Annotated in this window: 18 protein-coding genes; 16 read left to right on the top strand and 2 right to left on the bottom strand. The window is 57.8% G+C overall.

Features of this window, described 5'->3' with window-relative positions; genetic code table 11:
* From AC1DCP_RS23155 to AC1DCP_RS23140, 4 genes are all read left to right on the top strand, one after another.
* Positions 1-2553 (top strand): BapA/Bap/LapF family large adhesin (locus AC1DCP_RS23155; protein WP_476774659.1); only part of this gene is annotated, 2553 nt, incomplete at its 5' end.
* A gap of 59 nt (positions 2554-2612) precedes the next feature.
* Positions 2613-4865 (top strand): type I secretion system permease/ATPase, encoded by a 2253-nt coding sequence (locus tag AC1DCP_RS23150; protein WP_145166972.1) that lies wholly within the window; start codon positions 2613-2615, stop codon positions 4863-4865.
* Positions 4866-6068, top strand: a complete 1203-nt coding sequence (locus AC1DCP_RS23145; RefSeq protein ID WP_322919152.1) for a beta-barrel domain-containing protein — start codon at positions 4866-4868, stop codon at positions 6066-6068.
* Positions 6069-6291: 223 nt separating this feature from the next.
* Entirely contained in the window at positions 6292-9228 is a 2937-nt protein-coding gene (locus AC1DCP_RS23140) for a Mur ligase family protein (protein ID WP_322919153.1), read from the top strand.
* A gap of 29 nt (positions 9229-9257) precedes the next feature.
* Here the strand turns inward: AC1DCP_RS23140 and AC1DCP_RS23135 are convergent, their stop codons facing one another.
* A complete protein-coding gene (locus AC1DCP_RS23135; RefSeq protein ID WP_003519323.1) occupies positions 9258-10304 on the bottom strand; it encodes an alpha/beta hydrolase family protein in 1047 nt (348 codons plus the stop codon).
* A 649-nt stretch (positions 10305-10953) separates the two neighbouring features.
* Here AC1DCP_RS23135 and AC1DCP_RS23130 point away from each other — a divergent pair.
* The 4 genes from AC1DCP_RS23130 to AC1DCP_RS23115 all read left to right on the top strand — a co-directional run bounded on the left by AC1DCP_RS23130 (position 10954) and on the right by AC1DCP_RS23115 (position 12957).
* Positions 10954-11163, top strand: coding sequence for a cold-shock protein (locus tag AC1DCP_RS23130; RefSeq protein ID WP_003519318.1), 210 nt, complete (start codon positions 10954-10956; stop codon positions 11161-11163).
* 352 nt (positions 11164-11515) lie between these two features.
* Entirely contained in the window at positions 11516-11896 is a 381-nt protein-coding gene (locus AC1DCP_RS23125) for a DUF6481 family protein (protein WP_003519316.1), read from the top strand.
* Positions 11897-11966: 70 nt separating this feature from the next.
* A complete protein-coding gene (locus tag AC1DCP_RS23120) occupies positions 11967-12242 on the top strand; it encodes a hypothetical protein (protein ID WP_003519315.1) in 276 nt (91 codons plus the stop codon).
* A gap of 340 nt (positions 12243-12582) precedes the next feature.
* The gene (locus AC1DCP_RS23115; protein WP_322919161.1) at positions 12583-12957 is read left to right on the top strand and encodes a VOC family protein; all 375 of its coding nucleotides are present in this window, start codon (positions 12583-12585) and stop codon (positions 12955-12957) included.
* Positions 12958-13056: 99 nt separating this feature from the next.
* Here AC1DCP_RS23115 and AC1DCP_RS23110 read toward each other — a convergent pair whose 3' ends face one another.
* Positions 13057-14112, bottom strand: coding sequence for an aldo/keto reductase (locus AC1DCP_RS23110; protein WP_003519313.1), 1056 nt, complete (start codon positions 14110-14112; stop codon positions 13057-13059).
* Positions 14113-14233: 121 nt separating this feature from the next.
* Here AC1DCP_RS23110 and AC1DCP_RS23105 point away from each other — a divergent pair, with 121 nt between their 5' ends.
* The 8 genes from AC1DCP_RS23105 to AC1DCP_RS23070 all read left to right on the top strand — a co-directional run bounded on the left by AC1DCP_RS23105 (position 14234) and on the right by AC1DCP_RS23070 (position 21282).
* Entirely contained in the window at positions 14234-15139 is a 906-nt protein-coding gene (locus AC1DCP_RS23105; RefSeq protein ID WP_065704041.1) for a LysR family transcriptional regulator, read from the top strand.
* A gap of 524 nt (positions 15140-15663) precedes the next feature.
* On the top strand, positions 15664-16323 hold the full coding sequence (locus AC1DCP_RS23100) for a TetR/AcrR family transcriptional regulator (RefSeq protein WP_060641948.1): 660 nt from the start codon (positions 15664-15666) through the stop codon (positions 16321-16323).
* A complete protein-coding gene (locus tag AC1DCP_RS23095; RefSeq protein ID WP_149916667.1) occupies positions 16320-17084 on the top strand; it encodes an ABC transporter ATP-binding protein in 765 nt (254 codons plus the stop codon). Before AC1DCP_RS23100 ends, AC1DCP_RS23095 begins: the two co-directional genes overlap by 4 nt.
* Positions 17085-17086: 2 nt before the next feature.
* Positions 17087-17788, top strand: a complete 702-nt coding sequence (locus AC1DCP_RS23090; RefSeq protein WP_322919166.1) for an ABC transporter ATP-binding protein — start codon at positions 17087-17089, stop codon at positions 17786-17788.
* Between the two features lie 45 nt (positions 17789-17833).
* Positions 17834-19039 carry an ABC transporter substrate-binding protein gene (locus tag AC1DCP_RS23085; protein WP_476774658.1) on the top strand — a complete coding sequence of 402 codons (1206 nt, stop codon included), beginning with the start codon at positions 17834-17836 and terminating at the stop codon, positions 19037-19039.
* Positions 19040-19046: 7 nt separating this feature from the next.
* A complete protein-coding gene (locus AC1DCP_RS23080; protein ID WP_019567206.1) occupies positions 19047-19910 on the top strand; it encodes a branched-chain amino acid ABC transporter permease in 864 nt (287 codons plus the stop codon).
* Entirely contained in the window at positions 19910-20821 is a 912-nt protein-coding gene (locus AC1DCP_RS23075; protein WP_003519306.1) for a branched-chain amino acid ABC transporter permease, read from the top strand. The genes AC1DCP_RS23080 and AC1DCP_RS23075 overlap by 1 nt, the downstream gene beginning before the upstream one ends.
* A complete protein-coding gene (locus AC1DCP_RS23070) occupies positions 20818-21282 on the top strand; it encodes a GAF domain-containing protein (RefSeq protein WP_003519305.1) in 465 nt (154 codons plus the stop codon). Before AC1DCP_RS23075 ends, AC1DCP_RS23070 begins: the two co-directional genes overlap by 4 nt.
* The last annotated feature ends 21 nt before the right edge of the window (positions 21283-21303 follow it).

The raw sequence follows: 21303 nt of genomic DNA, 5'->3' as shown, positions 1-21303 counted from the left end.
GATGCCGATGCCGATGCGGATGCTGACGCCGACGCTGACGCTGACGCGGATGCAGATGCCGATGCGGACGCTGACGCTGATGCCGACGCAGATGCTGACGCCGATGCGGATGCGGATGCGGATGCCGACGCCGATGCGGATGCCGACGCGGACGCCGATGCCGACGCGGATGCAGATGCAGATGCAGATGCCGACGCGGATGCCGATGCCGATGCGGACGCGGATGCTGATGCCGATGCAGATGCCGATGCGGACGCGGACGCGGATGCTGATGCCGATGCGGATGCCGACGCTGATGCCGACGCGGATGCTGACGCCGACGCAGATGCCGACGCAGATGCCGATGCCGACGCGGATGCCGATGCGGACGCTGACGCCGATGCCGATGCGGACGCTGACGCCGATGCTGATGCCGACGCAGATGCTGACGCCGATGCGGATGCCGACGCCGATGCGGATGCCGACGCCGATGCGGATGCCGATGCCGACGCTGACGCAGATGCCGACGCGGATGCCGATGCCGATGCGGACGCGGATGCTGATGCGGATGCGGACGCGGATGCTGACGCCGATKCCGACGCTGACGCGGATGCCGACGCGGATGCAGATGCCGATGCTGATGCCGACGCAGATGCTGACGCCGATGCGGATGCAGATGCCGACGCGGATGCGGATGCGGATGCTGACGCAGATCTCGAGCCCACGGACGACGTGGCCTCAGCTGAAGTGAATCTCTTGCCGACAGTGACGGAAAATGTTCCGCTTGGAAGCGACACCTACCTCGCTGTCGTCAGCCTTGCAGGTCTCGATCTTCAGCTATTTGCAGATACAGTCGAATTTGACGTGGAGACCGGTCACAAACAGGATCTCAATTTCGATTTCAGTGGAATACTCGGGGCTGGCGTTCTCGGCGACTATAGTCTTGTCGTGCAAAAGTGGGACGCCGCAACGCAGCAATGGACAAGCATTGACGGTGGAGGACCTGCCACGATCCTATCACTGTCACTTTTTGGCGGAACAAGCGGCACCGTACCGGGACTTGATCCGGGAGAGTACCGCGCATTCATGGGATTTACGGGCCTGCTCGGCGTAGGAGTTGGTGGCACATTAACCCTTGATGGCACCGACTATAATTTTACTGAAGTTGGAGGTTATGAAGCTGTCGAGGTGAGCGGCAACGTCATCGATAATGATGACGTACCGGCCGGAACAACAGTTCAAAGCGTCGACAGCCAGACTGTTGATCAGGATGGGACTACTGTACAAGGCGATTTCGGTGAGCTTCTGATCCTAGCCGATGGCACCTATACCTACACGCCGTTCGCGAATGGAGCGGGAATCGGCAAGGTCGACAGGTTCGAATACACGGTAGTGGATGCAGACGGCAATATTGGCACTGCCACCCTTTATGTCCAGATTGGCAGCGACAATGTGACTATGACCTGGAGTGACACCGACCCGAGCCTTCCAGCGACGTTCGAATTTGCCGCGACGGGCGATAGCGCAAACGCTTCGGTCGTTTGGGACAATGTCACGGACGACAATTTCTATACCACCACCGGTTCCACATTGCTCTCAGGGGGCCTGGGGCAGACGAGCACATATATCAGCAGCAGCTTCGTCATTACCGATAGTATGGAGGTCTCTGGCAGCATTAGCGTTTCCGTCTTGCTTGCTGCGCTGTCGAATGGGGCGCTCCATCTCGAACGAGAAACAACACCAGGCAGCTGGCAGCAGGTGGCAACCGATTCCTTCAACATCATTGTTGGAGGTCTCGGCACCGTGGCATCGATCGACCTCTCTGAACTTGATCTGGCTGCCGGCACGTACCGTGTCCGCTCCACTTTGAGTGGCACGTTGGTAAACGTCTCGGCGACCATAACGACTGATATCGATGTGACATATACGGACCAATATGAAGTCGGGACTGCGACCGGTGATAGCGGCAACCTGCTTGCCAATGACGATCTGGGCTCCACTTTCACGAAGTTCCAAATATTTGACGGAACGAGCTTCGTTGATGTGACGGATGCCAGAACGATCGATGGCGAATATGGTACACTGACCATCAATGCGGATGGCAGCTACAGCTACGCGCTGAACCCGGATCTCGCGCATTTCAATACGCCGCAAACCGACACGTTTGAATATCAGCTGATCCATCCTTCAGGAGTGGCTGAGCAATCCTCGCTGGTCGTGACCGTGGATCCCTCCGGCGCGGGCGTGCCGGATCAGGCCATGATGTTCGTAGCCGAAGACATATCCGGTCTTGATACCATCGACGTTACGGCAAGCGACGACCCGCCCGCATCAAATTCGGACAATGACGACCGGCTCTCTCAACTGATTGAGGACGATACGGAGGAACTGACGGTACCGCTCGATGATCTGGCTGCCCTCAGCGAACCTGAGGACGGTGACGCCGATCTGAGTTCAACAGAAGAGCGGACGGATATATTCGAGATGCCCGAGCCGGTGGAACTGCCTGTCGATCCATTCGGGCACCTGGTGGCCGAGGATGAACTGAACCCCACGCATTCGACTGTAGTCTGAACGATCCAAGGCCGGCATTGGGGGCATCAATGCCCTCATGTCGTCACAAAGGAATATCCATGCCCCTTTCCGACATGACGACGGAACAATGGCCTGATCCTAATGCTGCCGGCACTGATTTTGCGAGCTGGAGCGAGGCCCTCCAATATGTGGCACGTCATTATGGTGTGCCGTTCTCGCCCGGCGGGGCACAACAACTCGCCGAAGGACTTCAGGCGATCGAGACATATGATTGGCTTGCGCGCCTGGCAAGCAAAATGGGCCTGCAGATAAAACAGGCAGCCCCGACACCGCGCCTACTCAGCAGCTGGCGATTACCGGTTATCGTAAAGCTCTCGGACGGTGCCGTGGGCGTCGTAACGGGTCTTTCTGCGAGGAAGGACGCGTCCATCGTGCTGAGCGGAGAAGGCAGCGTTGCAACGGTCTTGCCGCTAGACGTTCTGCTGTCGCAGACCGAATTCATCATCCTGGCGCGGCCGCAACGCGGAACCGTCGATGAGCGGGTCGACGGTTACATTGCCCCTTACCGGGAACATTGGTTCCGTTCGATCGCATTTCGCGACTTCGGCTCCTATGGTCATGTCATGCTGGCATCACTTGTTGCCAACATTCTGGCGCTGGCCGGCGTGATGTTCTCAATGCAGGTTTATGACCGGGTGGTGCCGGCCAAGTCCTTCAACACGCTTTATGTCTTGTTCATCGGTGTGCTGATGGCCGTGTTCTTCGACTTTATCATGCGCCGTCTGCGCACCCGCATCATCGACATCATCGGCAAGCGCACAGACATGCGAATCTCCGATCTGGTTTTCGGCCATGCGCTCCGGGTAAAGAACCAGGAACGGCCCACCTCAACTGGCACATTCATTGCCCAGTTGCGCGACCTGGAGCAGGTGCGCGAACTTTTGACCTCCACCACAGTGTCAGCAATTGCCGACCTTCCATTCTTCATCCTGTTCCTCTTCATCTTCTGGCTGATTGGCGGACCGATTGTGATCATCCCGGTTGCGGCACTGTTGCTTCTAATCTTGCCGGGCCTGTTGGCACAGCGCAGGCTGCGTGCTGCCGCCAGTGAGGCAATGCGGGAATCCTCACTGCGCAATGCCATGCTCGTCGAAGCCGTTCAGGGCATAGAGGACATCAAGACACTACAGGCTGAGGATCACTTTCAGCAGCGCTGGAACCATTACAATGCCGTGTCTGCTGACGGACAGCTTCGCCTGCGCGCCATTACCAATGGTCTTGCCGCGTGGAGCCATACAGTGCAAACTGGAACATTCGCCGCCGTGGTCTTCGTCGGTGCGCCGATTGTCATGGAAGGCAACATGACCACGGGCTCCCTCGTTGCCTGCTCCATTTTAGGCTCCCGCATGATGGCGCCCATGGCGCAACTGACACAAATCCTCGGTCGATTTCAGCAGGCTAAAGTCGGGTTGAAAAGCATCGATGCCATTCTGCGCATGCCTTCGGATCATCCCGACAACGAGACACGAGTAAGTGTCTCCACCCTGCGCGGCGCCTACAGGATCAAGGGTGCTGCTTTTCACTACGGTAAGGGTACAGGCCGGCCGGCGCTTGCCATCGGTGACCTGACAATTGCCGCTGGTGAAAAAGTTGCCGTTCTGGGCAAAAACGGCGCGGGCAAATCGACCCTTCTCCTTGCTATGGCGGGCATGGTTGAACCGGCAGCCGGTGAATTGCTGATCGATGACCTTGCACTTTCACAGATCGACCCTTCCGATGTCCGTCGCAATGTAGGGCTGTTGACGCAGGATATGCGCCTGTTTCACGGCACGATCCGTGAAAACGTCACCCTAGGCGCATTGCACGCACCCGAACCATTGCTTCTTGAGGCACTTTCGATGACGGGAGCGGATGATTTCGTGCGAAAGTTCCCTCGTGGTCTCGACCACCCGATCCTTGAAGGTGGAAGAGGCCTCTCAGGCGGACAGAAGCAGGCATTGCTATTGGCACGCCTTCTCATTCGTGACCCATCCGTCGTCCTGCTCGATGAGCCCACCGCAGCAATGGATGAAGCGACCGAGCGTGAGTTCATAAAACGCTTGCGATCCTGGAGTGCGGAGCGAACGGTCGTCGTCGCAACGCACCGCATGCGCGTTCTTGAACTTGTTCAGCGCATCGTCGTTGTAGAGAGCGGGCAAATTGTTCTCGATGGCAGCAAGGAGGAGGTTCTCAACACCCTACGTGGTGTCAAAAAAACTGTGCCGCCGAACGGCGTGCGCCGAAAAATGTCGGAAGCGAAGCCCGCAGCGGCGGCCAACAGCTTTCCATTCAAGACGACACAGGAGGTGTAAATGGCGGCATTCAGCGAACGCGATTTCTCCAGGCGCGGCGGTTGGGCATTCGGCGACGATGACGGTCGAAACCTCACCCGGTCCACACGCGTCGTGCAACTTTTCGTCGCTCTTCTGGTGGCTATGCTCGTCTGGGCCTATTTCGCAACGCTCGATGAGGTCTCAACCGGCGATGGCCGTGTTATCCCCACCAGCCGCGAACAGGTCATACAATCACTGGAGGGGGGTATTGTCGCAACGCTTCATGTGCGCGAGGACCAGGTGGTCGAGCCCGGCCAGATTCTCGCGCAGCTTGATCCCACAAGAAGCGAATCCGATGTTGAGGAAAGTGCCGCAAAATATCGTGCTACGCTCGCTGCCGCGTCGCGGCTTGAAGCTGAAGTCAATGGCACGCCACTGACTTTCCCCGCGGCGCTGAACGCTTATCCTGGACTGACTGGATCGGAGACTGAACTTTACACGGCGCGACGGCACGCGCTGGAGGAGTCGCTGCGCTGGATCGAGGAATCCCTTTCGCTTGTCGCAAGTGAACTGAAACTCAACGAAGAACTGAGGTCCATCGGGGCGGCCAGCAATGTCGAGGTCATCCGGCTACGAAGGCAGATCGTTGAACTCGAACTCAAGAAGGTCGAGATCAAGTCTGAATATCTCGTGAAGGCGCGCGAGGAACTGACGAAGGCGAATGCGGAGGTGAATTCGCTCTCCCCGGTGGTGACCGGCCGGGCGGATAGTCTTGCTCGCCTGACACACCGTTCACCGGTACGCGGCATCGTCAAGAACATAGAGGTGTCGACAATCGGCGGTGTTGTCCCGCCCAACGGCAAGCTCATGGACATCATCCCGCTGGGTGATGAGCTTCTCATCGAGGCACGCATATCGCCACGCGACATCGCCTATATCCATCCGGGCCAGCGCGCGAGCGTCAAGATCAGCGCTTACGACTACGCCGTCTATGGCAGTCTCGACGGCAAAGTCACGACAATTTCGCCCGACACAATACAGGATGAAGTCGACCGGGAGATTTACTACTATCGCGTATTCATCAAGACCGAGAAGGACGCGCTGGTCAACGCCGCCGGTCGTGAGTTTCCGATAGTGCCGGGCATGGTCGCGAACGTCGATATTCATACGGGTGAAAAGACCGTACTGGAATATCTCGTCAAGCCTTTCAACAAGGCCCGGGAGGCATTGCGTGAACGTTGAGGCAAGAGTGGACCTGGCAAGGAAACCACGGGACATAAAACAGCGGCTTTCGAGTATTCGGACCTTTCTGCGCGGCCGGGTCCGCCCACTGGCACAGCCGCTGCCATCCGTGACGTTGTTCTTTTCGGTATCCGATGGTGACAAGCGCGCCCGTGTCATTAATGCGTCAGGGCCATCGCTTGAGTCGGCATGGCAGCAGGGAGTAACCAGTCTGTTCGCCGCCATGGCCTCCGAAAACATTGAGGGGCGTTGGCTCCGTGTCGATTGGGTAGAGATTGCCGAACAGACGACATGGCCTCAGCTGCGCGCACTGCTCGGCAAAGTGAAGCGTAACTATTTTCGCTTTGGCATCGCGCTGGATCCGGCATTCCGCCATGCCTTCACGGAACAGGAGCTGAACGCAAATGCGATGCTCTATGGCGGCAACACCATCACCAATGCCGTGCTGAACGAGAAGAATTTCAACATTTATGCTCGCGCTCGCTATGAAGATCTGCCAGCTCTCAGCTTTTCGCAAGACAAAGCGATCTTTCTCTTTTCGACAAAAGGTGTCTTCTGCGATGAAGCCGATAGGCTCCACGCAATTGAGGGAATGGGCATTGAAGCCGGACGCCGGACAATCGACAGGCTGGACGGCGGGGTGGTACTGTCACTTATTCGTGACTCCTCTAGGTATCTTGCACGACAGGTCGAAGCAGACGGATTCTTTGTCTACGGTTACCATGCCTGTTTCGACCGACGCATAGAGGCCTATAACGCCTTGCGGCACGCGAGCACGACCTATGCCATGATCGAGGCCTGGGAAGTCACCCATGACGCGCAGCTGAAAAATGCGATCGAACGCGCGCTCGTCGCTCTCGAGACCAGGCTGATCAAGCCCACCGTCCTTCCCGATGGCACGCAAGCTGCGTTCCTCGTTGAGGCCGACGGTGAAATCAAGCTTGGCGGCAACGCCGTTGCGCTACTCGCCCTGACGAAATACATGGCGGCCACCGGTAAAACAGAATGGAGGGGACTTGCAGACCAGCTCGCTCTCGGCATCCGCCACATGCAGAATCCGCAGACCGGCGCCTTCGTGCATGTCCTTCATTTTCCCGGTCTTGCCATCAAACAGAAATATCGCACCATCTATTACGAAGGCGAGGCAGCCTTCGGTCTCATACGACTCTACGACCTGACCGGCGATGGGAGGTGGCTAGAAACCGTTGAGCGGGCATTCAATCACTTCATCGCCCGCGATCACTGGAAACATCACGATCACTGGCTCGGCTATTGCGTCAATGAACTGACGCGTCACAGGCCCGAGGAGCGCTACTTCCGTTTTGCCATCCGCAACATCGCTGACTATCTCGATTTCGTCGAGAACCGGATCACCACCTTCCCGACATTGCTCGAATTGATGATGGCCGCACGCCAGACGCTGTCGCGGATTGCTGCCGAACCCAAATTGCACGGCCTACTGAGTGACATCGATTTGGTGCATTTCGAAAGGGCGCTTGAGAAACGCGCCCGCCATCTGCTTAACGGCCATTTCTGGCCGGAAATGGCGATGTATTATCGCAAGCCCGACCGTATCGCCGGCTCATTCTTCATCCGTCACCATGCGTTCCGGGTGCGGATAGACGATGTCGAGCACTACCTTTCCGGCCTCGTTGCTTATCGCAGCTATCTTAGAGAGCGGGCCGCTTTCCGCGAACTTGTACGCCAACATGCCGCATCTGACAGGCTCCGTGTCGCCCGATTATCGAAGTCAAAGGTCATTCCTGGTGGCAGGCAGTGGAATGCGGCGCATATCGCTGCCGCGACGGGCGGCACCTGGGTTCGTCAACCGCCCCACGGCTGGACTGCAAAGGGTCTTTGCACCTACGCACCTGCCATGCAACCTGCAGACATGGTCGTCTTGCGTGGCAATGAGGACGCAACAGGCGTGCCGGTGAATGCCCTGATCAATAGGGCAAAACCGGCAGGTTTCATGACAACAGAACCGGATCTTGCCAGTGGCCAGCAGGGGCCGGTGCTGAAGGTTGCGGACAATATGCAAGCCGTTCTGGCGATGGGCGACTATGCGCGCAGCCGGATGACTGGCAGTGTGTTGGCCGTGACCGGTAGTGCCGGTAAGACGACAGTTGTCGCCATGCTTGCCCACGCGCTTTCGGCCTGGGGCGATGTCGCCAAAAGCAACCATAATGCGAACCTGCCCGCCGGCGTGGCGTGGAACCTTGCTTCCATCCCGTGGGAGACTCCACATGTGGTGCTGGAACTCGCCATCGGCAAAATGGCCATAAGCGCCCGTATGGCGCGTCCGAAAGTCGCTATTTTTACCAATGTTCTACCTGCCCACCTAGGCGAAAAAAGCACGGTTACCGACATCGCACGGACCAAAAGCGCAATTTTTCTGGGCATGGAGCCGGGCGACACGGCTGTCCTCAACCGCGATATGCTTGAATGGGACACGGTGCATGATGCGGCTTCTCGGCGAAAGCTTGAGATTGTCACCTACGGCACCTCGGAGGAATGCATGTGCCAGCTGCTGCGCTATGACGCGGCAAGCCGGCACGCTCATGCGCGGATCAGGAACCGGGAGGTCAGCTTCTTGATCGGCGCGGCCGGGTCTCACATGGCGCTGAATGGCCTGGCCGTTCTCGCAGCGATCTCCGTACTCGGTCACCCACTCGAACCAGCGATCGCCCAACTGGAAAGTTTCGCCGCTCTGCCGGGACGCGGTGAAGAAATTCACCTCTTGCTTGACGGACGGCGGCTCACCGTGATCGATGATGCCTATAACGCCAATCCGGGTTCGATGCGCGCTGCTCTGGCCCGCCTGGGTGATCACATAGGTGGGCGGCGGATTGCTGTTTTGGGAGAGATGGCGGAACTTGGCCCCGGCGGGGCCGCCTACCATACCGAGCTCGCAGCCTTTATACAGGACCGGTCGATCGATGAGGTGTATGTTACGGGTGACCTTTATAGCGACTTCTGGAAAGCGCTTTCGCCGTCCTCGCGTGGTCTCTATGCCGAATCTCGTCAGGCACTGAAGGAAATTCTTCGTGAGCGTCTGGTAGACGGGGACACGGTTCTTTTCAAGGGCTCGCACAGCACAGGAATGCACGAACTGGTAGAATGGTTGAAGAATAACGCCGACCGCAGCACCCTCACATAGGCCAGTTTGCACGCGGCCAAAGCGAACCGCTATTTGAATTGTTCAAGTTCCATTTCATGCACGGCACGACGGATTTCGACCGGGGACTTGCCTCGAGCGATCAGGGCAGCAGCGAGGCGACCGTGATATGCCAGAATATGGCGTTGGCGGTCCGTCGCCTGAACGTAGACGTGGTGTGGCTCAAAGCCTGCGGCGCGCAGGCGCCTGACATAAAAGAGCTGACTGAAAAATGGTACGGTACGATCTTCCGGATCGGACAGAATATAGATCTCTGGCCGATGATCGGCCGGAATACGGTCGATTTCATCAACGGGATCGTAAAATTCTGATGAATTGTAAAGCAGTTTGCCAGGAACCCGCCGCCGCCGCTCCCAGAAGGCGGATACCTGCTTTACCGAAACCAGACCGGAGGTGATAACGGCTGCCGAGATGTCCCTGCGCCGGTTCATGAGGGCGGCAACAATCTGTCCGCCTGCGGAATGACCCGCAAGGATGAAAGTTGATACCTTATGCCTTTCTCTGATCAGGTCGAGCGCGCGATCCATCAGCGCAATTTCGCGCAGATGGCGACGTTTGTTATGGTCGCCAGAAGAACCATATATGCCCGGGCGGGCAATGAAGATTGCGGGATAGCCGGATTGTAGCGCCCAATCCGCCATTTCTGCTGCTATCGTGGCAGGTGACTGGCGCAGATAGGAATCTGATATGAAACGCACGCCTTTGGAATTGCGTAACATCACGTCGCCACCGAAATAAACCAGGGCCGTCTGGTTTTGGCCATCTACCAGCGCCTGCGGATAATACCGAATGCAATCGCCCTTGCCGTCGACTTCGATCCACAGACCGTGAGGGACGGCGGAGCATGATCTTGCCGATGCGTAAGACCCGTTCAGAGCCTCAAAGGGGCTGAAGTTCTCGTCGTTCTTGAAAATGGTCAGTTCACGCGGCTTTGGGAGTTCGAAAGGACCAAGTCTTGGTGCATCGGCCAGCGCGGATTGCGACGCCCCGGGAATAGCGAGCGCGAGCAAAACCCAACGCGCGATCCACCAGGAAAGCCTGGGCTCTTGCCTGTTCATGGTTTCACTCCGTACGTCATCGCGTTCGTATTATTAGGAACAGTCACCAATGTTAGAGCTCCGCCAGCAATCCTTGCATCATTTTGCCAAAAACATGCCGATACGTCACCTCCTTGATTACCGCGCACGTCGAGGCGCGATCGACGATCTGGATCGAGACAAGCTACCCTGCTTCATCTTCACAATGCTCACCATCGCGTGATGTCGATCGCGGCCCAGCGAAAGAAATACCAACCGCACGAAGCGCCGTAAAACGCCATGCCTACTCGACCCAGCTTGGAGCGCGGATTCCGTGGAAGTCGGCGTGTGGATGACATTGATTGCCGACGCCATTTGAGGTTGTGCAGCCTAACGTTCTTCTCGAGGTGGAATAAGCTGTCTATAAATCCGGAGTAATTCAAAGCACCAGCCTCATGCAACGCTCAGGAAGAACAACCTTAAGGCGAATACACATAATATGAAAACTAATCGTTGACGCGACGATTTCGGTACATTATACATAAACCATCGATCTTTTGCTTGCCGAGCTTTGTCTACCGCGCGATTGGCACCGCGCTTTAAGCGAACTTCCATTTCAAAAATAGTCGGTTTCCTCGCTGCGCAGCATCAGCTTCGCGGTCCTACACTCTATGCTTTGAAAGGGTTCAACATGACCACTGGCACAGTAAAATGGTTTAATTCCACCAAAGGCTTCGGCTTCATCCAGCCTGACAATGGCGGCGCTGATGCGTTCGTTCATATCTCCGCTGTCGAGCGCGCCGGAATGCGCGAGCTCGTTGAAGGCCAGAAGATCGGCTTCGAACTCGAGCGCGACAACAAGTCGGGCAAGATGTCTGCTACCAATCTGCAGGCCGCATAAATCAAGATTTGCTTCCCTTTGACCACGGATGTACTGGCACTGTCGGAAGCTGCTTCATTAAGGTCAGGCGTTTTGCCTGGCCTTTTTCGTTTCGGTTTCAAGCCGAACCAATTGAGATTGCAAGAGCAGAAAAACAAAGTGGATCCGGCTCGCAGACGACGATCTGCCTCACCGGCATCCAGATGTTATTTTCTGTCAAAAGCAACTTTGCGGTAGTGTCGGAATACGGCGCTCACACCCCGTAGACCGGATGGCTGCCAGCGGCACGTCTCGCCAAGAGGGCAGGGCACTGCTCCATCATAAAACGCGCCAAAACGCGATGATCTCTCTTCCACTCATTATCAGGATATCCATGAAGAACGCCCGAAACAATGACGTCGCCGACCGTCGCGCCGCATCTACCGAAGCCAAAGCTGCTCTGCTCAATGCGTACCGCGCGGCAAAGACCGCTTTAGAACCTTCCAGGCTGGCAAGACAGGCAGAACGAGCAGCCATTGCCACAGCTCGAGAAGAGCGACGTCTACAACGCGAGCGCACGAAGCTTGAGGAACAACAGCGTATCGAGACCGACGCTTTGGAGCGCCAGGCAGCGATTGAGGCGGTCGCAGTCGCAGAAATCGAAGCGCGGGAGAGTGCAGAAAAGGCACGTATAGCCCGGGTCATTGAAGATGAGACGATGCGAAAGGCTGAACGCGATCGGCGCTACGCTAACCGCAAGGCAAGACAAGCCTAACCTTGCCCTTGCACGCCGACCCCACAACATGACGGCGTCATGCTGGTGACACTCTAACGAAAGCAGCCCCATGGCACCGGATAATAACGAGCTCCAGGCAATCAACACGTCGTGGCAAATCGCTATCCAGGAAATCCTGCGCATGGTCATTCGCGACATGTACCATGACGGTGGAGAAGCGAATTTCAAGGCCCATATAAAACGTATTGAAGAAGCTGCGGTCGACAGCATCCACTCCGATCTGCGACTTCGAGGAACCGACGAGTGGACTGAAGTGCTTGTAAAGGAGCGGGCGAGCAACTTCGTGACGACATTGCTGACGTCCTTCACTTACGACCGTGCCTGACCGCTGGACGTCGGTTTCAACGAGGAACTGAGCCAATTACCAAGGAGAAGTGCGCCACCTCCGGGTACGATTTTCTGATCAGGGTTTGGTCGAGGGATTGGCTTTTTCTCCTTTCTTCTGTGCCAGGGCGACCGCGCTGGCCTTAAAGCCGAAACTGTCGTTCCCGGTATTCCACATCAGTGGATCGAGCTCTCGGCTCCTTCAGAAGCGATCAACCAAACCCTACCCCCGCTTTGCGAGCCCCGCGGGGCGGTGTACGGTGAAGGCAGACAAACGAGCTCCTGGCTCAGGGGTAGCTCGCCCCCTGCTGCCAGCGCGCTGCCTTACGGGAGATGAGACCATGTTCACGCACATCATGATCGGAAGTAATGATCTGGAGCGGTCAAGAAACTTCTACGACGCCACGTTTGCTGCATTGGGCGGCACGCCCGGCGAGATGGATGCGAGAGGCAGACTGATTTATGTCCACGAAGGCGGACGACTGATGATCACGAAACCGATCGACGGCAAGGCGGCGACCGTTGCCAATGGCGGGACAATCGGAATCTCCGCCCTGATCCGCGAGCATGTTCTGGCGTGGCACGACGCCGGTGTTACGCACGGCGGCACATCGATCGAGAGCCCGCCGAATGAGCGCCCGAACGGGGCCTTCGTCGCTTATCTTCGTGATCCGGACGGACATAAACTGAGCGCACGGTCTCAGCCGACAAAGTAACGCAGCGCCAATTGCGCTGGTATTCTCACAGCTGTTGTGGGTTGGTCTTTCTGCATAACTTTTGCAGCCGGATCCACCACATCAATCGCAACATTACGCTCAAAATCCACGCATCTTGGAACCTACCATCGGCGGATTAAGACGGGCAAAGCCCTCCTGACGATGATAGGGGAAATGCGGATATGGCGGCGTCAAGACGCTCGCATTGTCCAAGAGAGCAATCTGATCATCGGTGAGATGCCAGCCGACCGCTCCGAGGTTCTGCCGGAGCTGCTCTTCGTTTCGCGCTCCCATGATAATGGAAGACACCGTGGGCCGGCCTGTAAGCCAGTTGAGCGCCACTTGCGCAACTGTTTTGTCGAGTTGTCTTGCGACGTCTTCAAGGGCATCAACGACGCGGTAGAGATGCTCCTCATCGACCGGAGGACCAAAGCTTGCGGTTTCGTGAAGACGACTGCTCTCCGGCAGGGGAGAGCCGCGCCTGATCTTTCCCGTGAGCCGCCCCCAGCCAAGCGGACTCCAGACGAGTGCTCCAAGGCCTTGATCCATACCCAGTGGCATCAGATCCCACTCGTAGTCTCGGCCGATAAGGGAATAGTACACCTGATTGGCAATGTAGCGAGGCCATCCGTACGCGTCGGCAACCGCCAGCGACTTCATGATTTCCCATCCCGAAAAGTTCGAAATGCCGACGTAGCGGACCTTTCCCGCCCGAACGAGCATATCAAGGGTCGACAAGACTTCTTCGACGGGTGTCCGGGCGTCGTAGGCATGAAGTTGCAGAATGTCTATATAGTCCGTCCGAAGCCGGCGAAGTGCGTCTTCGACCGATCTGATCAAGCGAAACCTGGAGGAACCCGCATCGTTCGGCCCATCTCCCATAGGCAGGCTGGTCTTCGTCGATATCAGCACGGTCTCGCGACGACCTTCCAGCGCTGCACCCAGCACCTCCTCCGATGCACCGTTCGAGTAGACATCTGCGGTATCGAACAGATTAACGCCCGCTTCGACGCAGATATCGATAAGTCGCCTTGCCTCGGAGACATCGGTCGTGCCCCACGCACTGAAAAGGGGACCTGCCCCTCCAAACGTGCCTGCACCAAAGCTCAGGACCGAGACTTTGAGGCCTGATCGGCCAAGAGAACGATATTCCATCTGGTCTTCCTTTCTTGAGAAATGGAAGCGACTTGCGCCACCTGATGGGGAAGAGATAGGAGATCCGGCTTTCGTGATATAGATTGCGGGCGGGAACAACATTTGTGAAATCAGGGACCAGATGGCTCGAGCGGAAGTCAATCGATCCGGAGAAATGGAAGTCTTCGTGCAGGTTGTCGAGCGTGGTGGCTTCTCGTCAGCTGCTCGCAGCGTCGGAATGACACCGTCGGCGGTGAGTAAACTGGTCGCGAGACTGGAGGCGCGGCTGGGTACCCGTCTCATCAATCGCTCGACGCGCGTGTTCAAGTTGACTTCGGAAGGCTGCGTCTTTTTCGAGCGCGCTACGCGTATCCTGGCAGACATCGAAGATGCCGAGCGGATCGCCAGTGCGGGAGAGGTGCCCAGTGGCCGCCTCCGCCTGAGCACCAGCGCCTCCTATGCCACCCATGTCCTCGCCGGCATACTCCCGGAATTCCTGGAGCGATATCCTGAAATTACCGTCGATATCGTACAAAGCGACCTTGTCGTCGATCTGCTTGAGGAGCGAATGGACGTTGCGGTTCGAGCAGGCCCGCTTAAAAGTTCGAGCCTCGTCGCGCGCAGGCTTGGCGATACTGCAATGACGATCGTCGCTGCTCCCTCCTATGTCGACCGGCGTGGCCTGCCCCGGACTATCGAGGAGCTTGAAAGGCATGACAGGCTGGGCCTTGGTTACACCCGCTCGATGGATGGCTGGCCGTTAATATCGGCAGGCGCGACGATTTTTACCCCAGTCGTAGCCCGTGTCCAGGCCAATGACGGCGAGGCGCTGCGACAGCTGGTACTCGCTGGAAATGGAATTGCCCGCCTCGCCAACTTCACGATACGCGATGATTTGAAGGCCGGCCGGCTGGTGCCGGTGCTCGACGAGTATAATCCTGGGTACCGGGAGGAGTTTCATGCCATTCATATAGGGCAGGGTGGCCCGCTGCCTTCCAGAGTGCGCGCTCTTCTTGATTTCCTGGCCAAACAAGGCAAAGTTACATAGCAGAGAAACCCGCCTATCGGGGAGGATACCCTCGCAGAAACGCGAGTCGACGTCTCGCGTTAGGTTTCAAGCACCGGCATGTTTGTCCCGCGCCATTGAGCTAAAATGAACTTGATCTGCTCGTAGAGCGCAAAAAATCAGATCTAAAGCGCGTCAAATCCAAAGGAAAAATCCTGGCCGTCCCGCTCCCTTATGCGGCAAAAGCCGAAGGTCTTTTCATGTAAACGCGCAGTCGTAACAAGAGATAACTCCTTGCGATCCTGCGTAAAATAGACCGCCTCGTCCCTGCCAACGAGGCAGTCTGTGTTGCGGCGTCAAAACGGACTGGCGCTGACGCTACGCAGATTTCAGCCCCACCAGAACCCGATGATCTGTCGCCAATTCCCAATGCCTTCAGATAAGAATTCGCGCACTTTAAAAACAGGCTTGATTGTTTGTAAGTTTAATGCAGATTTGAGTTATGCCCGGAATGCGGCAGCAAAAACAAATGCACAAAAAGTAGTCGGAACGACACGAGGGAACTGATGGTAACTGGGAAGGAGCTGCAGCAGCCGGCTCGGCGTAAACGCACGCAAAGTGAGCGGTCTGAGGACACGCGCAAGGCCATTTTCGATGCGACGATTAATCTCCTGTACAAAACGGGTTTCAACAAGACGTCCACTCCCGAAATTGCCCGCAGGGCGGGTGTGTCTCGCGGCGCGCTAACCCATCATTTTAGCAGCAAGGAAGACCTTGTCATCGGCGCTGTTGCCGATGACCTGACCAGCGTCAATCGGCGGCTGGCAGACTTTGCTGAGGCGTTCGGATCCGGTAGCGGCTCGACCGACGAGATCGTCGATTATCTCTGGAAGACGATGTTCGACCGACTGTTCTATGTCACGCTCGAATATCTTCCGGAAGCGCGCCACAATACCGGTTTTCGCAACGGACTTATTCCGGTCGTGCAGGAGTTCCATGACAGGCTGGACGATATCTGGACGGCGCTTGCGACTTATCGCAACGTCGATCCGGCCAGCGTGCGCATCGTCATGAACGCAACCATGTGCCTGATCCGGGGCATGATTGCCCAGACGGTGCTGCGACCGGCGGACCCGACCTATTACGAAAACCTTCTGACGTTCTGGAAACAACAGGTGAGGGCTTATTTTGCAACGCTTGCCGATGATGCGGAGCGCCAGCCATGAAGCCTCTTCTTCAGGTAAAAAATCTCGAGCGCGCTTTTTACGGAGTGCGGGTTCTGAACGGCGTCGACATCGAGGTGATCGACGGGTCGATTACCGGGCTGATCGGGCCGAATGGCGCCGGGAAATCGACGTTTTTTAATTGCATTTCCGGTCTCTACATGCCTGACAGCGGCTCCGTGACCTTTGCGGGCGTCGACATAACCCGCCTCAGCCCGCAGGAAAGAGTATCGACGGGCCTGGTGCGCACTTTTCAGCTTGCCCGTGGTTTTCCCAAACTCAGCGTTTTCCAGCACCTGATGCTTTATGGTCAGGATCATCCGGGCGAAGGCCTGTTTGCCAGCATCACCGGCAGCGGGGCCGGCAAGCGGCGCGAGGAGCAGCTTGCCGAGGAAGCCATCTCGATTGCCCGCCGGTTGCGCCTCACCCACGTTCTGGACAATCCGGTCACTGCCCTTTCGGGCGGGCAGAAAAAACTGGTGGAAATAGGCCGTGCGCTGATGGCGAAGCCGCGGCTCGTGCTGCTTGACGAGCCGATGGCGGGCGTCAACCCGACGTTGACAGCGGAGATTGCCGATCACTTGCGCAGCCTCAATGCCGAGGGTGTCACAATCTGCCTCATCGAACATGACATGAAGCTGATTGGCAGCCTTTGCGACCCGGTCATCGTCATGGCGGAAGGGCGCAAATTGACCGAGGGCAGTTTCGATACCGTCGTCGCCGACGAGCGGGTTCAGGAAGCATATCTGGGCGGAAGGCATTGACGATGTTGAAGGCAGAAGGCCTGGTGGCCGGTTACGGGGCCGCCGAGGAAATTCTCAAAGGCGCATCGGTCGAGGTGCATGCGGGCGAGATCGTTACAATCATCGGCCCCAACGGCGCGGGGAAATCAACCCTGCTAAAGGCGATCGCCGGGCTGGTTCCGCTGAAAGGCGGCAGCGTGGTGATGAATGGTGCGGATTTGACCAGAAAAGATGCGTTGGGCAGATCGAAAGCCGGCCTCGCCTTTGTGATGCAGGAAAAAAACGTTTTTGGTACCATGTCGGTGGCGGAAAATCTCGAGATCGCCAGCTTCGGTAATCCTTCCGGCATGTCGCAAAGGCGTGAGAGCGTCTATGATCGTTATCCCATCCTTGCTGACAAGCGCAAAGCGCTTGCGCGTACACTGTCCGGTGGCCAGCGGCAATTGCTGGCAATGGGAATGGGCCTGATGACCGAGCCGAAGCTTTTGCTGCTGGACGAGCCGACGGCCGGGCTTTCCCCGAAGGCGGCTGAAGAGCTGTTTCAGGCTATCATCGAACTGAACCAGTCCGGGCTGCCCGTGCTGATGGTCGAGCAGCACGCGCTCGAGGCGCTCGAAATATCCACACGCGGCTACGTCATCGTCACCGGTCGCAACGCAGCCACCGGCGGCGGCCCGGAACTCGCCGCCGACCCCGAAATCCGTCGCCTGTTTCTGGGTGGCTGACATCGAATTGCCTGACATTCATTATTAAAAAAAAGGGAACAACGCATGAGCAGCTTTAAAATCAATCGTCGTGGTTTCATGGGCAGCGTCGCTGGTCTGGCCGCAACCGGCCTGTTGCCGCAGGGCGTTCTGGCGCAGACAGGCCCGATCCGGCTTGGCGCGCTGACGCCGTTGACCGGTTCCGGCGGTCCATACGGCCCGATCATGGTCAAGGCCATCCAGGCTGTTGCCGCCGAGGTCAACAATGCAGGCGGTGTCCTCGGTCGTCAGATCGAAATCATTTCCGAAGACGACCAGACCAACCCCGAGGCGGGGGTGCGCGCCGCCCGCAAACTGGTGGATGTCGACAAGGTTTCGGCGATCCTCGGCACATGGGCATCCTCCGTCACCACAGCCGTTGCGCCGATCTGCTGGGAATCCGGTACATTGCTTGCCACCGTATCGGGTGCCGACGCCATCACCGCGCTGCCGCACCAGGGTTACATCATCCGCACCCAGCCGACGACCATTCTTCAGGGCCGCAAATTCGGCGAATTCGCCGTCGAACAGGGCGTGAAGAAGCTATTCTTCTTCTCGCCGCAGACGCCGTTTGCCGAAAGCCAGTTTACCAACATAACCGCCGCCGTGACAGCAGCGGGCGGTGAAACCAAATCGATGATCTATGACGACAAGAAGCCCTCCTATCGCAGTGAGGTCGACGAGATGCTCGCCTATGAGCCTGACGTCATCGTGCTTGGCGGTTACGCAGCCGATACGACCGTTCTGCTGAAGGACATCTACCGCTCCGGCTACGAAGGCAAAAAAATCGCCTTCGCCTATTCGGTGAACCAGAAGCTAATCGACAGTGTCCCGGCGGAAATAGTGGAAGGCATCTACACAATTGCGCCTTCACCCGCGCAGTCGTCGACCGCTTACGAGCGGCTTGTGTCGCTGATCGGCGTCGAAAATCCCGATCCCTACACAACGCAGGTCTATGACCAGACCAATCTCGTCATCATGGCGATGGCGAAGGCTGGTGCAGCGGATGGAAAATCCATTCGCGACGCCATCCGTTCGGTCTCCCAGGGCAAGGACGGCGAAGTCGTGGATAACGCGCTCGATGGCCTAAAGCTGATCGCCGCCGGCAAGGCCGTCAATTACGAGGGCGCCTCCGGCCCCTGTGACTTTACCGACACCGGTGACATTTCCGACAGCCAGTTCCGCTACGAACAGGTGGAAGACGGCAAGCTCAAGCTGCTGAAAATCGCGTGAGGCATTGATGACAACCCTCGCTCAGGCGATACTCAACGGGATGATGACGGGAATGCTCATCGCTATTCCCGCCCTTGGCCTCACGGCGATCTTTGCCGTGCTGCGTTATGTCAACTTTGCCATAGGGGCCTATGCCACGGTTGGCGCCTTTGCAGCCTGGTATGTCAATACCAGGCTGGGGCTAGGTGTGTTCCCATCGGCGCTCGTCGCCTTCGTGGCGGGCGGGATCGTCGGTCTCGTGGCAGAGCAGACGGCGCTCGCAAGGCTTCGGCCATCGGGCGCCCTGGCCGTGGCCATCGCCTCGATTGCCGTCAATCTCATTCTCGAAAATGTCATCCGCTTCATTTTCGGCAATGATCTTCAGGGCTTCGATCTGCCTGTCGCACGCGACTGGCGTTTTTCCGGCCTGCGCCTCGGCCCGCAGCAGCTGCAGACGGCGGCGATCGCCATTGCCATCATGGCGGCGGTGTTTCTCTTCCTGCGGTTCACACGCTTCGGCAAAGCCATGCGGGCAGTGGCAGATAATCCCGATCTCGGCAGATTGCTGGGCATGGATCCCTCGCGCATCGCCATGATCACCGTTGCTCTCGGTGCAGGGCTGGCGGGCGTTGGCGGTGTGCTGCTCGGCCTCGATACGGCCATCGATCCGATGACCGGCTCGCGCCTGCTCTTGTCCATCTTCGCCGCCGCCGTGCTGGGCGGGCTCGGCTCGATCCCCGGCGCCGTCGTCGGCGCGGTGATGATCGGCATCGGCGAGGAACTGGCCGTTCTCGTGCTGCCCGCCACCTATCGTTCCGCCGTCGGTTTCGCGACAATCCTGCTTATCCTGTCGCTGCGGCCTGCGGGAATACTGGGTGAAAGGAACACCTGATGCTGTCATATCTGCTTTTCACGCTCACGCTCGGCGGCATTTACGGTCTGCTGGCGCTCAGCCTCAATCTCATCTGGGGTGGCGTGGGCATGGTCAATCTGGGGCTTGCCGGCTTTTTCGCCGTGGGTGCGTATGTTTCGGCACTGGTGGCGATAGCGGGGGTTCCGCTGCCGCTGGCAATGCTGCTCGCCTGCGTCATCGGCGCGCTGGCAGGCGTCATCGCCACCTTTGCAACCATTCGCCTGCGCGGAGACTACCTCGCCATCGTCACGCTCGGCTTTGCGGAAGTGGTGCGCATGGTCGCGCTGAACGAACGCTGGCTTACCCGCGGTTCCGACGGCATTTCCGGCATTCCGGCACCCTTCCGGGCCGAACTCGGCATAGACGGTTTCAACCTGTTCTATCTCGCGCTCGTCAGCGTCATCGTTCTCATCGTCTTCTTCGCCATGCGACGCATCGATGGATCGCCCTTCGGGCGTGTTCTCAAAGCTATTCGCGAGGACCAGGAACTGGCGACATTCGCGGGCAAATATGTGACCCGCTTCAAGATCCAGACCTTCGCGCTTTCCGCAGCGATCGCCGGACTTGCGGGCGCACTCTACGGACATTTCCAGACCTATATCTCGCCCGACCACTTCCAGCCGCTGATTACCATTTACATCTTTCTGGCTGTCACCGCAGGCGGTGTCGGCCGGCCGCTCGGCGCGCTGGCCGGCGCTTACCTCGTCGTATTCTTCCTTGAGGCGACACGCTTCCTCGGCGAAATCTTTCCCGGCCTCCAGCCTGGACAAGTCGCCGCGGTGCGCGAAATTCTCGTCGGACTGGCGCTTCTGGGCGTGCTGCATCTTCGCCCGCAGGGTCTTTTGCCCGAACGTATCGCCCCCGCACCCAAAACGGAGACATCATCTTGACCGACCTTCTCGCGGCTCTTTCAAGCCCCGGACAGCCGCAAACGCTGTATAGGGCGCTGGAAAAACACCTCTCGGAAACCATCGGCTTCGGCCTCTTCACTCTCCTCTACCGGGACGGTCAGGAGGTCGCCCGTGTTTATTCGACCAACGAAGAGGCTTACCCCGTCTTCGGCCGCAAACAGATGGGGCCAACGCCTTGGGGTGAAAAGGTAATAGATCGCCAGGAGGCATTTCTGGGTCCCGACAGAGAAGCCATCATCTGGGCCTTTTACGATCACGACCTGATTTTCAGCCTCGGACTTGGCGCGGTCATCAATATTCCCGTCGTTTACGATGGCGAGACAATCGGCACCATGAACCTGCTCGACAAAAGCGGCGCTTACACGCAGGAGCATCTGCGCCAGGCGCAGGCCGTGGCGCCGCTTCTCATCCCCGCCTATCTGGAAGCGCGTCGTCGCTGATACTTTCCCAGGAATGAACCT

It is taken from the genome of Agrobacterium sp. 10T429 (assembly GCF_056393925.1).
Note: the sequence above shows the minus strand (reverse complement) of the source record. Positions and strands in the feature narration are given on the sequence as shown.

Excerpts from the sequence above, each read along its gene's own strand:
- AC1DCP_RS23150 (WP_145166972.1), top strand. The coding sequence starts at position 2,613 with ATGCCCCTTTCCGACATGACGACGGAACAATGGCCTGATCCTAATGCT.
- AC1DCP_RS23145 (WP_322919152.1), top strand. The coding sequence starts at position 4,866 with ATGGCGGCATTCAGCGAACGCGATTTCTCCAGGCGCGGCGGTTGGGCA.
- AC1DCP_RS23140 (WP_322919153.1), top strand. The coding sequence starts at position 6,292 with ATGGCCTCCGAAAACATTGAGGGGCGTTGGCTCCGTGTCGATTGGGTA.
- AC1DCP_RS23135 (WP_003519323.1), bottom strand. The coding sequence starts at position 10,304 with ATGAACAGGCAAGAGCCCAGGCTTTCCTGGTGGATCGCGCGTTGGGTT.
- AC1DCP_RS23130 (WP_003519318.1), top strand. The coding sequence starts at position 10,954 with ATGACCACTGGCACAGTAAAATGGTTTAATTCCACCAAAGGCTTCGGC.
- AC1DCP_RS23125 (WP_003519316.1), top strand. The coding sequence starts at position 11,516 with ATGAAGAACGCCCGAAACAATGACGTCGCCGACCGTCGCGCCGCATCT.
- AC1DCP_RS23120 (WP_003519315.1), top strand. The coding sequence starts at position 11,967 with ATGGCACCGGATAATAACGAGCTCCAGGCAATCAACACGTCGTGGCAA.
- AC1DCP_RS23115 (WP_322919161.1), top strand. The coding sequence starts at position 12,583 with ATGTTCACGCACATCATGATCGGAAGTAATGATCTGGAGCGGTCAAGA.
- AC1DCP_RS23110 (WP_003519313.1), bottom strand. The coding sequence starts at position 14,112 with ATGGAATATCGTTCTCTTGGCCGATCAGGCCTCAAAGTCTCGGTCCTG.
- AC1DCP_RS23105 (WP_065704041.1), top strand. The coding sequence starts at position 14,234 with ATGGCTCGAGCGGAAGTCAATCGATCCGGAGAAATGGAAGTCTTCGTG.
- AC1DCP_RS23100 (WP_060641948.1), top strand. The coding sequence starts at position 15,664 with ATGGTAACTGGGAAGGAGCTGCAGCAGCCGGCTCGGCGTAAACGCACG.
- AC1DCP_RS23095 (WP_149916667.1), top strand. The coding sequence starts at position 16,320 with ATGAAGCCTCTTCTTCAGGTAAAAAATCTCGAGCGCGCTTTTTACGGA.
- AC1DCP_RS23090 (WP_322919166.1), top strand. The coding sequence starts at position 17,087 with ATGTTGAAGGCAGAAGGCCTGGTGGCCGGTTACGGGGCCGCCGAGGAA.
- AC1DCP_RS23085 (WP_476774658.1), top strand. The coding sequence starts at position 17,834 with ATGAGCAGCTTTAAAATCAATCGTCGTGGTTTCATGGGCAGCGTCGCT.
- AC1DCP_RS23080 (WP_019567206.1), top strand. The coding sequence starts at position 19,047 with ATGACAACCCTCGCTCAGGCGATACTCAACGGGATGATGACGGGAATG.
- AC1DCP_RS23075 (WP_003519306.1), top strand. The coding sequence starts at position 19,910 with ATGCTGTCATATCTGCTTTTCACGCTCACGCTCGGCGGCATTTACGGT.